Below are 13746 nucleotides of genomic sequence, written 5' to 3'. Positions count from 1 at the left end.
TTAATCCTCCTTTACTGTTTCCGAACGGCGCGCTTTGGCAGCGTTCTTTTCGTTAAAGTCTCGGCCTTTGCCAGCGGTCTTGATGCGGACAGCATTGATACCCCGGGTGGTCAGCCATGTTTTGAGGGCTTTGGCACGTCGCACTGACAGGCGCAGGTTGACAGCATCGCTACCCACAGTGTCGCACCAGCCTGTCACGATGATATTCAGCTTCGGATTGTCTTGTAGTAGGTGGAGTATCTGCTGCATTTTTGTTTCCTCCTTGCTCGAGATCCTTGCACTGTTGAAAGCAAAGTACACTGTGGGGAAGTCGACTATTGCCACACTTTCGGCAGCTGCCACACTTACTTCAGAAACGGGGCGTTCAGTTGTCTTTGACTGCTCAACCTGTTTTGTCACTTTTGTCATTTCCGGTTCGTTGCCCTCTTTCTGTTCCGGTTGTACGTGAAGATCATCAACTTCGGGCATATTAGGTTCTGAAGGCTGCAATGCCTCTGTTCTTTTCACTTTCTTGCCTACAGAATAAGTGAGTTTCAGGCCAGCTTCGCGGAGCAGATTTGTTTTGTAGCCTTGTTCTGGAATGTAATCAAGGCGTTTGCCGACAAGCTGTGTGAAACCACCGTAGGCGCCGATAGCCCAATGCCCGGACATCCGGTAGCTGATTTGCATCTCACTACCCCACCCAAAGTGCCATTGAGATCCGAGTCCCATAACGGTCTTATTGTCTGAAATATCCATGAAATCGGCTTTCGTACGCACTACCGATACAAGGGGTGAAATCTCCATACGCCAGCGACGATTGACGGAGCGGAAGAATTTAAGCAAGTCGATATTGCCCTGCAAGCTGAAGCTCCGGATGCAGACGCGGCTTTTGAGGTCGTTGTAATCCCAACCCTCGAGGCCTATGACGGGAGCATGGTAACGCACGAGATCGCTGCCCAACCAATAGTTCGCACCGACATCGCCTTTGCGGACACCGAGAGTGACTTCTCCCCATTTCAATATACCTTCGATAGAAAATACGGAGTTAAATCGGTAACCTCCGGAAAATCCTGCATTCCACCCCGGCCGATATTTATCGGCAGCAGCCGAAACGAATGTAGACGTACCCCCCGACAGTCCGCCACGAAGCCCGACATACCATCCTCGGCTCGTGGATAGTTCTTTCGAAACCTCCTGTGCATGGAGTTGGAGAATTGCTCCTCCAAGCAGCATTGTCAACATAACTCTTTTATAATTCATATTTTGTTTTAATTTAAATGGTTTGCTTCTCATCATAATTAGCTAAAAGTCTGTCGCGATATTGCTTTGTCTCTGTCTGATGAGCTCGTATGAATCTCCTGATTGTTTTTAGCGAGAGATCCTCGAGCAGATGTTTGTATGCCAGCGCATCGAAAGGAACAGGAAAGGACCGGAGATAGAAAAGGCGTTTCCCACATGTGGAAAGAATAAGGAGCATTTTATCCATTTCAGCAGAAAACCCAATGGTCATTCCTGCCTCGCTCTCCTCTGTTATATATACCCAATACATCCTCTTAATTCTTTTTTTGTTGATGCTGGCACAAAGTTAGAAACTATGTTTTCCTGAGGTGTCTCATATCCGAAAAAAAGAGTGTCATATTCGGAATTCGCCGTAAGACAGACAAATACGGATGAAAAAGTTTCTATTCTTTCTTTCCTTATCTTATAGGAAAAGGAATATCAAAACAGAAAGATAAAGCGATAATCAAAGCTTGTTTTAAGCAAAGAAATGGTCTGTTATTTTCAAGAGAATCTGCCCAGATGAGGGGATACAATCATCGATTTTCAAGAAAAAACAACTCAGATACGGGGGTAGATTATCAATTTTCGGGAAAATTTGTTCAGATGAGGGGATACAATCATCGATTTTCAAGAAAAAACAACTCAGATACGGGGGTAGATTATCAATTTTCGGGAAAATTTGTTCAGATACGGGGTACAATCATCGATTTTCAAGAAAAATAACTCAGATACGGGGGTAGATTATCAATTTTCGGGAAAATTTGTTCAGATACGGGATACAATCAACGAAAAACAGAAAAATGAAGCTTTCGTAGGGGTACGATTGATGAAAAACGCATAAAACAAGGCTTCGTACCCCTACGATGAGCGGAAAATATGAAAAATCACGCTTCGTAGGGGTACGACGTACAAAAATCAGCGAAAATCAGCTATCTTCCACGGGGGAAAATCAGAACTCAGCGAAAAACGGCTTTCCCTCGCGAGGGAAAATCAAAAATCTGCGAAAATCAGCTTTCCCTCATGGGGGAAAATCAGAAATCAGCAAAAATCGGCTTTCCTCCACGGGGGAAAATCAGAAATCAGCGAAAAACGGCTTTCCCCCGCGAGGGAAAATCAAAAAACGCCGTTGGCTCCATTTCCTACTCCTCAGAAAAACGAAAAACCCCGAAAGTTTGACAAAACAACTTTCGGGGGGCAGTTCACATTTTACATACTCTCTTTCGGTATCTATCGACCTGGCAATTGTTATTTTCTCTTCTTCTTCTCTTTGGAGATGACCTTGTATTCCGAGGGCGACATGCCATAGCTGGTTCGAAAGCAACGGTTGAAAGTGGAACGGGAATTGAAGCCCGACAGGAATTCCACTTCATTGATATTCAAGTCAGGATTACCGGTCAGCAGGGAGGCTGCACGACGCAGACGGTAGCTGTTGATAAACTCATTGACAGTGGCACCGTCGGCATATTTGCGCACGGCATCGGCAAGATAAACGGAGTTCGTGCCGAGTTGTTCGGCCAGAATATCTCGGTTCAGTGCCGTATCTTTGTAAACTTCCTTGGTCTGCATCAGTTCGCACAGTTGACGGTAGAGCCTGCCTTCGCGGTCGAGTTGTTCTTCAGGAATGGCTTTTTCCGAACTCTCTACTTCGTCCTGCACACGTCGGTATTGCAGAATGGAGTCGTACAAGGCTCTGTTCTTACGGTGCATCCTGCGCATATATATAATGTATAGGATGAGGGTAAGCAACAGCAATAGTCCGATAATAAGAGAGAGATAGAAGCGTGTGGTGATGATTTCGTTGCGTAGCGTGAGCTTATCCACTTCAAAAATGGTATGCAGTTCGTCGAGTTGGTTGGCAAGTTCCGTGGTGCGCAGCCTGTCCTTGTGAGGAAGTATCTCGTTGTAGAGTTCGGCAGCCTCCTTATACCGTCCCGCTTTCAGGAGAAAATCTGCCTGCTGTGTCTGCACGGTGAGCAGACTCACGGAGTCGACCGAGGCAGTAATGATTTCCATGTTCTTGCGGTTGCAGGCTATCGCTTTTGCATATTGTTTCGTCGCCGCATAGTAACGTGCCTCTACTTGTAAGAGCTTGTATTGCGCGACAGCCTTGCGCCCCTCTGCGTATATCTCTGCTTGTTTCAGCAGTTTGTAAGCCTTTGAATAATTTGCCGTCTCTATTTCAGCAACGGCAGCTGCCAGTGTACAGTAAAGGTAACGTCCGTTTAGTGGCTGGGTATAGCCCTTGCGCTGTGCCTCTTCCCGATATTTGTCAAGGACGTTTTTCCATTTTTCGGTTGTTGCCCGCAGTCTGCCGTACTCACCCAATCCGTCGAGAGTCTCGCTTAAGGCATTGTAGGCAGAGAGCAGTTGTGAGATATCTTCTTCCTTAGACAGAGCGGCAATACTCTCCGTTAAGGATTTTTCCGCTTCACGAAAGCGGCCCATAGTTTGGTAGATGCTACCAATATCGTATGAGGAAACCCCCAGTCCGTAGTTGCTGTTCACTGCGTGTGCATCGGCATACATCTTCCGTGCTTCGACCAAGGCTGTCTGCAGTTTTTCCTCGTACATATACCTCTCTACTAAAACGCTCCACGCATTGTAGTAATACTCCCACATTCTGTTTTTCTTCAGAGATTTGAGTGTCTCTGGCAGATAGAAGAGGATGCTGTCTGGTTTGTCATAGTTGTAGTAGCAATACAACTGTCTGACACGTGCCCTTCCCTCGGCATCTGCATCCTTTTGTTTCAAAGCTTCCGCAAGAAAATCGCGGATGCAACGCAACTCATATGCCATATCATCTTGGGCGGCTGCTAACCGGCAGAGGTTACTGTGTGCCCGCAAGAGTTCTTTTCCCTTGAGGTGTTTCATTTCCCGGCGTATGGAGTCGGCAGAAGTGACGGCACATACGCTTCCCATCGAAAGCATAAGGATAAACAGGATAGATGTAATTCTTTTCATCAGTATATTTATTTTAATCCTACAGTCTGTATCATAAGTTCAGACAGCTCTTCGATGGAACTTGCGTTCACTGACTCCTTGTCTGGTCTGTGGAGTACAATGTTGCCGTCTCTTTTCAATTCTCCGATTTCGATGTACGCTTGAATGATAGAACTTCTGCCCGCAATCACTCTTCTCCTCGTGCTTCATGATTTTGAAAACAGAATGAGGGAGATTTCAAGTTTGCTTTATTTCTTGCAGTCACAAGGCGTCCACGGCTTCAGTTCCTTAAAGAAATCGTGGCCTTTATCATCAACAAGAATGAAAGCAGGGAAGTCATCAACGCGTATCTTCCATACGGCTTCCATGCCCAATTCCGGGTATTCTACGCATTCAATACTCTTGATACTGCTCTGTGAAAGCACTGCAGCAACACCGCCAATCGTACCTAAATAGAAGCCACCATGCTTCTTGCAGGCATCTGTTACAACTTGAGTGCGGTTGCCTTTGGCTATCATGACGAGAGAACCGCCGTGTTCTTGGAACTCATCTACATAGGGATCCATGCGGTTGGCAGTAGTCGGCCCCATCGAACCGCAGGCATATCCCTTCGGAGTCTTGGCCGGACCAGCATATAGAACAGGGTAGTCTTTCATGTATTGTGGCAGATCTTCGCCTGCATCAAGACGCGCTTTAAGTTTTGCATGGGCTATATCACGTGCCACAATGATAGTTCCTTTAAGGCTGACACGTGTTGAAACAGGATACTTTGTAAGCTCTGCGCGCACGGCATCCATGCCTTTATCTAAGTCAATCTCTATGCCCTTAGCGCCTTCTCCAGGCTTTCTGTATGCTTCGGGGATAAGTTCTGAAGGGTTAGTATCCATCTTTTCGAGCCAGATTCCGTCCGCATTGATCTTTGCTTTGATGTTTCTGTCGGCCGAACAACTTACTCCCATGCCGATAGGACAGCTTGCACCATGGCGTGGAAGACGGATAACGCGGATGTCATGTGCCAGCGCTTTGCCGCCAAACTGTGCACCGAGACCAATCTTGTGCGCCTCTTTGAGCAGCTTGTTTTCAAGATCTATGTCGCGAAAAGCACGCCCGGTTTCGTCTCCGGTGGTAGGAAGATTATCGTAATACTTGATAGATCCGAGCTTAACGGTGAGCAAGTTCTTTTCTGCGGAGGTTCCACCAACGACGAAACAAATATGATATGGAGGGCAGGCTGCGGTTCCCAAGCTCTTCATTTTCTCCACCAAGAAGGGCAGAAGTGTGCTTTCATTCTGGATAGTTGCCTTTGTCATAGGATAGAAGTAGGTTTTGTTGGCCGAGCCACCACCTTTAGCTACCATGACAAAACGATACTCTGCACCCTCTGTTGCTTCGATATCAATCTGCGCAGGCAGGTTACATTTGGTGTTAATCTCATCATACATGTTGAGCGGAGCATTCTGAGAATAGCGCAAGTTGTCTTCAGTGAAGGTGTTGTAGACGCCGAGTGAGAGTGCTTCCTCATCTTCAAAACCGGTCCAGATCTGCTGACCTTTCTCGCCATGGATAATGGCCGTACCCGTGTCTTGACAGAAAGGAAGTATGCCTTTGACTGCAGTTTCGGCGTTACGGAGGAACTGCAGTGCTACATACTTATCGTTTTCAGAGGCTTCCGGGTCGCTAAGTATGGCGGCAACCTGCTCGTTGTGTGCGCGACGCAGCATGAACTCAACATCGTGAAAAGCCTGCTGTGCAAGAAGAGTCAAGGCTTCTTTTGAGACTTTCACAATCTGCTTGCCTTCAAATTCGCTTGTTGTTACACCCTCTTTTGTCAGAAGACGATATTCCGTGTCGTCCTTTCCAACCTGAAACATCGGTGCATACTTGAATTCAACTTTATTTGCCATAATGTTTTTTGTTTATGATATTGTTTCGAATTTCTCATTGCTTGATTGTTGCAAAGGTATAAAAAATATGTGTAATTCGCTGCGAATTTCACGTTTTTCGTACGCATCTTTTTCCGGATTTTGTGAAAGGAAACCATGCAATATACAGCTCCTGTCATGATGAGGAGAATGCTTAAAGTGGAATATACGAGCCATTTGCATGGCTTGATAATGTAAACTTAATGTCTCGTTTTTAACATTTCAGAGCATCACCAAATAGAAAATAAAAAGCGGAAAAATGGACGTTATCTCCCGCGTTCAATGTCCTTGATGTGCTATTCTATTCATGATGTGCTGTGATTTGACGCAAGTCATGCTGCTGTTTGCGTCAGATTACACCATGAAGTGATGCAAGATACAAGCTGATTTGACGCAAATTACAGTGTTTTTCAGCGTGATTATTCCCCATAATCTGACTTGAATTTCATAACAATATGACTGTCAATATGTTGCAAAACCGTAAAAAACAGCACTTATTTGGAACGAAAAAGACTTTGGTTTTGAATTCTTTGATTTAACAAGTACTATTGTAAATATTAATGATAAGATTTAACATATCATTCGCTTCTTGATTAATTCCTTGTTATTCTCAAGGTCTGCTGTCACTGGATTGAAACATGATGCCACATTGAAAGCAGGAAAAAGGGATATGTTTCAATGGATGAAGCATATCCCTTTAACAGAAGTTGTATCTTATTTTTCGGCAAAAGATTGCTTTTCCATTCTTTTACCTTTCTGTTTTCTCAGCCTTTTACTCTCCGAAGATGTTTTCCGTCGTGAGGCGTTTCACGGGGGCTATCTTTTCAAGTACTTTCATGTCGAGGTTCTTTTCATTGCCAAGAACGGCATAACGATAAGGCTTATGGGCAATGTTCTGACGGGCGAAGCTGACAATGTCCTGCAAGGTAAGCTTCGGTAATGCGGCATATATGTCCTGCATGTAGTCGTGGTCAAGGCCCAATTGCTTGAGGAACAGATAGCGTTGGAAGATGTTGAACTTCGTTGTTCGTTCGCTTTGAATGGATTTCGTGAGGCTTTGTTTGGCCAAATCAAACGCTGCTTCGTTCTGCGGCATACTGTCGACAATCTCGTTGAAGACCTTGATGCAGTCGCCCATCTTGTCGTTCTGTGAGATGATATGCGTGAAGAAGCTTTCCGAATCGTCCTTATATTCAGGACGTTTATACATGGCATAAGCGTTGTAAGCCAATGCACGTGTCTCGCGAAGTTCCTGGAAAACTACTGTGTTCATGCCTCCGCCGAAGTACTGATTGAATAGGGTTTCAACGGGAGCTTTGGCAAGCGACCATGTCTTCCCTTCGTTGTTATATTGTCTGAGATAGATGTTCTTGGCGTCGTATGGGGCAATGAGCACTTCGTTTTGTGCCGTCAGCTGTGGCTTGTAAGGCTTGTTGACAGGCATGGGTGCCCATTTCGCAGGTGTAGGATGCTCCTTGGTGAGCAGTTTGTCGAGCTGCTTGAGGTCGGATGCGCCGTAGTATAACACGGTGTGTTGCATCTTTCCAAGTTGTGCAAGCATGTCAACGAGCTGCTGTGGGTCCATGGTCCGCAGATCTTTTACAGGGGTTTTGTCGCGCGTCGGATTGTATTTCCCATAGATTGCATAGTCCCAAAGTGCATTGAAATTAGCCTTCTGATCGGTCTTTGCATCGTTGCGTGCCTTCTCAACCATGTCACAATAGCGGCTCCAAGAGGCCTTGTCAGCCTTTGCCTGATGCATGATCTTTTCTAAAAGTTGCAGTGCTTGCGGCATGTTTTCATTGAGACCGGTGAGATAGATGCTTAGTGTGCGCTGATCCATGACGGCATAATATTTACAGGCAAGCTTGTAGAAAGCCTGTTTGATTTGTGAAACGGTCATGTCGTTGGTGCCGATATAGTCGAGATAGTCAAAGACTGTGTTGTAGAGTTTGTTGGCAGTGTAGCCGAAATCATAGCGGAAAACGAGGTCGAAAATGCCGTCGTCAGTATTCTTCTTGTAAATCAGAGGCAGGCGAGACTTTGTGTTTGAGAATGTAAGTTCTTTCTTGAAATCCACGAACACAGGCTGTATCGGCTCTGTTTTTGCCGTGCGGATTTCGTTGAGGAACTTGCTTTCAAACTCGCGGTTTGCAGGAATTGGAGTGATGATAGGTTTCTCAATCTTCTTCAAGGTGGTGTCGGTGCCCATCTGTTTATAGACACATGCGTAGTTATCTGTGCGCAGATGACGGCGTGCAAAGTCTATGATGTCCTGCTTGGTAAGCTTTTCCTGACGCTCTATCTGCTGTGTGACATCAGCCCATGGCTTGTCGTTGACGAAAGCATCTACCATCATGCTGACGCGCTTTTGATTGCTGTCAAGCGACTTGTAGTATTGAAGTTTCTTGTTGGCAAGCACAGCCGGCAGCAGATCATCGCTGAATTCACCGCGTCCTAACTTTGTTGTTTCGGCTAAGATGAGGGCTTTCAGGTCGTCAAGCTTTTGATTTTGCAGGGGCACTCCCTCGATAAGGAGCATCGAATAGTCGTGAAGTTCGTCGAGATATGTGCCTGTTTCCATGGCTTTCATAGGCTGGTTGATATTGATGTCAAGCAGTCCGGCCTTGCCGTTCGAAAGCATACGGTTCACGATATCAAGCGTGTCATTCTGCAACTGATTGGCACCTTTGAAGCGCCAACCCATCATTATGTTTTCTGCATCAAGTCCGATGACGGTGGTATCGCGTGGACTCGTGATGGTCTTTTGGGCCTCGAACTCGGGGCGGGAAAGCTGTTTGCTGGGCTTCCAGCTGCCGAAGTATCGGTCGATGATTGCGATAACGGCATCTGGATTGAAGTCGCCTGCAAGGACGATAGCCACATTATTGGGTACATAATAGCGGTGGAAATAGTTCTTGATGTTGACGATTGAAGGATTCTTCAAATGCTCTTGCTCGCCGATTGTGGTCTGAGTGCCGTATGGATGCGTAGGAGCGAGGAGCTTCCAAAGGGCTGCATACTCCTTACTTCCGTCGCTTCCCATGGATATATTCTTCTCTTCGTAGACGGCTTCAAGCTCAGTATGGAAGCCACGGATAATCATATTCTGGAAGCGGTCGGCCTGAATGCGTGCCCAATTTGCGATTTCATTCGATGGAATATTCTCCACATAGCAGGTCACATCGTTGCTTGTGTAGGCATTACTTCCTTCAGATCCGATGCTTGCCATGAGCTTGTCATATTCATTCGGGATGTTATATCGGGCGGCAAGTTGCGACACTGAGTCGATCTCATGATAGGCGTTCTTGCGTTGTGTAGGGTCAGTGAGCGTGCGATAGTATTCATAACGTCGCTCAATTTCGTCGAGATAAGGTTTTTCCTTGGCGTAGTCTGTGGTGCCAAACTGCTGTGTTCCCTTGAACATCAGATGCTCCAAGTAGTGTGCCAAGCCTGTAGTTTCGGCCGGATCATTGCGCGATCCCGTGCGGACTACAATGTTTGCTTGCAGTCTTGGCTGCTCTTTGTTGACACTCATGTAGACTTTTAAGCCGTTGTCAAGAGTGTAGATGCGAGTTTGCATCACGTCACCTTTGACGGTCGTGAAGTGGTAGTCTTTGGCCGAAACTGATGAGATTGCGGTCAAAGCCAATGTGAATAAAATCGTTTTTAGTCTCATATTCTTTTAGTTTTCAAAATCAATTTCGTGGTCAAGATTGTCGATAAAGTCATCAAGTACATGTTTTTCAACATCTCCCATGGCGTATTCTTTCTCGGCATCTTTACGTATTTCGGCAATCCATGCACGTCGGGCACGCACATAGTCCTCGCGAATTCGCTCAATATCTGCGTCAGTAATCTCTGAAAGATGATAGTAGTCAAGTATCATCTGATAAGTCCAAGCCCACTGATATTCACGGTAATTGCAGTTGATTTCCTTGAAACGGTCAGTCACTTCCTGTATGGTTTCAATCTCTCCGCTCTTGATATCGTTAATCAGTCGCATCTCTTCACTCTCCGGAAGCAGCAGTCCGCTGAGGTCATTCCATTTTCCAAGCCCGACAGTTGTCGTCGGAGGCTCGACTGTTCCACATTTCTTGATGACTCGTTTCAGCACGGCCCCCATATAGATACGCAGGGCAATATCGTAGTATTTGATGCCCTTGTTGAGCGAACTTGCATTGATCACATAGTTATGATAGGTGTAAGTGGTTACGTTTTCACCACTTGCATCGAGCAGTTTCTCAAGGATTCGTTTGCCTTCTAATATCTCTCCGACAGAGAAAGGGGATAGCCAATCGAAGTTGACGATGCTTTTTTGGCTGCCCACAGGACGCACATCGCGCTTCGGCCACTTGCGAATGTCGCGGTAAAGTCCTACGGTTGTGATGTTCCTTCCAGGCGAAAGATACATTGTATCGCCGTAAGCGATGAGGTAAGAGAACGGCAGATTGCGCGTGTCGGGATGATACATCAGCTTGCCAAAGCACACGGAGAAAGTTCCGATATAGGCCGGCATGAGCACATAAGCACCGCTGGCTGTCTTCGTTCCTCGCTCCAAAATGCCGTAGTGCATAGGCCCCATTTTGTAGGCATGATTGCTGAAATTCGTTGCACTTCCAGCGTTATAGAAAGAGAACTGACCGCCAATAAGCAAGCTGCTTTTATGGTGACTGGCCGTAAAAGGGCCACAGAATGCGGCGCAAGCTTCCCCATTACTCATGTAAGAATTAGCAAAGAACACACTTGAAGATGCCGTAAATCCGTTGCTGATCTGACAGGCTTCGCCCACAAAGCAGTCTTGAATTTTAACGCTGTTGATAATGCTTGAACCTTCACTGATAATCGAATTCTCGCAGATAACGCCTGTACCGATATACACGCTTGAAGCAGGTGAACTCAGAATAGTACAGTCGCTGAGGCGTGCAGCGCCATTGATTTCGCAGTCATCATAGACAACCGTGTTCGTAATTTCCTTGGTGTTGACAATCTTTACATGGTTTCCTATATAGGCTTGATCGTGGCGTTTGCGGGCAATCTCTTCGTTGATGAGGCGCCGAATGGCATCTTTGAGGGGCTTGTCGCCGAAGTGTTTTGCCATGAAAGCAGCAAACTGACTGTTCAAGTCGCTGAAAAGTATCACGTTTCCATCGCCAACTTCATTGAGCACAGAGATGAGATTGCCCTCGCCATAGGTAGCCCCGTCGGTGGTTTCCATAGCACTTACGTTGCTGATATAGCAGTCGTCACCAATCGTGTAGTTATTGATGAAGCTGCCAATGTTCTCAATCAGGCAGTTATCACCAATGCTTACGTTGCGCAACGTGGCGTTGTTGATGCCCGAATGCTTGAGGAAACCACGGCTCACTTCAATGTTCTTGTCGAAGTCGCCGATAGAAATCTCACCGTAAAGCATTACCCGATGCATGTAATTCGGCTTGAAATCATCTGATACATGCACGTTTGTCCAGTCCTCAGCCCAGCAGTTTCGGTCTTCAAGAACTCTTATTTCTTCATCTGTAAGTTGTCGCATGATGTTCATTCATAATTCATTGTTCATTATCCTTAATTACGATTACCGGAGTAAAGTGGTTTATTCCACCTCCGGATATAGGAAGTCATTGTAGGGATATTTCTGCACATGAAGCTCTCTCACCTTTTTATATAGGGTGCTTCGGAACTCATCTATGTTCATTTTCTCCTTGGCACTGATGAACAGGCAGTTATCATTGAGGCGTGCCATCCATGTCTTTTTCAGTTCCTCTAATGTGATATTCTCGCGCGTTTCGGGCGTAAGGTCGTCCTCATCTTTCTCTACCCAATGATAGTTGTCAATCTTGTTGAAGATAATCATCGAGGGTTTGTCACTGCAACCCAAGTCGGCAAGTGTCTTTTCCACTACCTGTATCTGCTCTTCAAAGTCGGGATGTGAGATGTCAACCACATGCAACAGCACGTCAGCCTCGCGCACTTCGTCGAGTGTACTCTTGAAGGAATCAACGAGATCTGTGGGGAGTTTGCGAATGAAACCTACCGTGTCAGCCAGCAGGAAAGGCAGATTGTCGACAACAACCTTGCGAACGGTGGTGTCAAGCGTGGCAAACAGTTTGTTTTCGGCAAACACTTCACTCTTTGCCAACAGGTTCATGATGGTGCTTTTACCCACATTCGTGTAGCCCACGAGCGCCACACGGATCATTCGTCCACGGTTCTTTCGCTGGGTAACCTTTTGCTTATCAATCTCCACGAGGCGCTGTTTGAGCAGCGTGATGCGCTGAAGAATGATACGACGGTCCATTTCAAGCTGTGTTTCTCCAGGGCCACGAAGTCCCACAGAACCTTTACCTCCACCCGAACCAGAGCCACCTCCCTGTCTTTCCAAGTGCGTCCAAAGTCGTTGCAAGCGTGGAAGCATGTAACGATATTGGGCTAATTCCACTTGCGTTTTAGCGTTGGCAGTCTGTGCCCGCATTGCAAATATGTCGAGAATCAATGAGGTTCGGTCGAGTATCTTTACCTTCAACTCGTTTTCTATGTTGCGGATTTGCTTGGCAGAAAGCTCATCATCGAAGATAACCATACCTATAGGCTCTTCGTTTTCTTCGCAAGTTTCGATGTAATTCTTGATTTCTTCCAACTTGCCTTTACCCACATAAGTCACCGCACTGGGGCCGTTTGCCTTCTGAGTGAAGCGCTTCACGGTCACAGCCCCTGCCGTGTCAGCAAGGAATTCGAGTTCATCTAAGTATTCTTTTGTCTTGGCTTCCGACTGGTTATTGGTGATTAAACCCACCAAAATGGCTGTTTCGGCCTTGACTTCAGAGATTACAAATTCTTTCATCAGCTTTGTTTATATATACAATATGGTGCAAATTTAATAAATTAGCACGATAATTCATCGAATGGCTGTAAGAAAGTTATGCAGGAGTTCAATTCTTTCCGTGTGCGAAAAGCTATGAGGTGACACTTCATGCAGATAGACTTTTTGCCGCAAACGTTTACGTAATTATTTGCATGATTTGTTTCGTTTCATGCTAACTCATTGAAACTTTTGCCTATCTTTGCCCCAGATTGATAATGGAAACAATACAGATTTTCAATAAACTCATGACTTCTTAAGAACAAACTACTGAAACATTTCAAAAAGAAATAGGCCTCGACGTTGAGTCGGGGCTTTTTCTTTGCCATATAGTCTATGCTCTGTTTCAAGGAAAAATGATAGGAAACATACCCTCCGATGCGTTGAAAGTCATGATGAAATAGCACAAGGCGGATGATATGTTAAATCTTATCATTAATGTTTACAGTTGTGCTTGTTAAATCAGTGAATTCAAAACAGGAGGCTTTTTCGTTCCAAATAGGTGCTGTTTTTTATGGTTTTACAACATATTGACAGTCAGATGGTTATAAAATCCAAGTCAAATTATGGGGAATAATCACGCTGAGAAACACTGCAATTTGCGTCAAATCAGCTTATATCTTGCATCATTTCATGGTGTAATCTGACGCAAACAGCAGCATGACTTGCGTCAAATCACAGCGCATCATGAATGAAATTGCACACAAAGAACTTTGAAAAAGCAAACTAACTCCTGTTTTTTCGTCTGTTTTTCTCTGTTTG

At 45.6% G+C, this 13746-nt stretch carries 7 protein-coding genes; 1 reads left to right on the top strand and 6 read right to left on the bottom strand.

Features of this window, described 5'->3' with window-relative positions; genetic code table 11:
* Window positions 1-1242, bottom strand: a complete 1242-nt coding sequence (locus EL210_RS10825) for an OmpA family protein (RefSeq protein ID WP_232000345.1) — start codon at window positions 1240-1242, stop codon at window positions 1-3.
* Between the two features lie 884 nt (window positions 1243-2126).
* Between EL210_RS10825 and EL210_RS10815 the strand changes: the two genes are divergently transcribed.
* The gene (locus EL210_RS10815; protein WP_197721028.1) at window positions 2127-2540 is read left to right on the top strand and encodes a hypothetical protein; all 414 of its coding nucleotides are present in this window, start codon (window positions 2127-2129) and stop codon (window positions 2538-2540) included.
* On the opposite strand, the gene EL210_RS10810 is transcribed toward EL210_RS10815, so the two are convergent.
* The 5 genes from EL210_RS10810 to hflX form a co-directional block, all read right to left on the bottom strand.
* A complete protein-coding gene (locus EL210_RS10810; protein ID WP_025879707.1) occupies window positions 2509-4224 on the bottom strand; it encodes an AraC family transcriptional regulator in 1716 nt (571 codons plus the stop codon). The genes EL210_RS10815 and EL210_RS10810 overlap by 32 nt on opposite strands.
* A gap of 227 nt (window positions 4225-4451) precedes the next feature.
* Window positions 4452-6107: a fumarate hydratase gene (locus EL210_RS10805; protein WP_018919574.1), complete on the bottom strand. Its 1656-nt coding sequence runs from the start codon at window positions 6105-6107 to the stop codon at window positions 4452-4454.
* 790 nt (window positions 6108-6897) lie between these two features.
* Window positions 6898-9804, bottom strand: coding sequence for a M16 family metallopeptidase (locus tag EL210_RS10800; protein WP_018919573.1), 2907 nt, complete (start codon window positions 9802-9804; stop codon window positions 6898-6900).
* Between the two features lie 6 nt (window positions 9805-9810).
* Window positions 9811-11658, bottom strand: coding sequence for a DUF4954 family protein (locus EL210_RS10795; protein WP_036890074.1), 1848 nt, complete (start codon window positions 11656-11658; stop codon window positions 9811-9813).
* Window positions 11659-11718: 60 nt separating this feature from the next.
* Complete coding sequence (gene hflX, locus EL210_RS10790) at window positions 11719-12966, bottom strand: GTPase HflX (RefSeq protein ID WP_004377251.1); 1248 nt, start codon at window positions 12964-12966, stop codon at window positions 11719-11721.
* Window positions 12967-13746: the final 780 nt, after the last annotated feature.

The sequence above is a fragment of the Segatella oris genome, from assembly GCF_900637655.1.
Classification (GTDB): Bacteria; Bacteroidota; Bacteroidia; order Bacteroidales; family Bacteroidaceae; genus Prevotella; species Prevotella oris.
The sequence above is the reverse complement of the archived record's forward strand: the minus strand, read 5'-3'. Positions and strand labels throughout refer to the sequence as shown.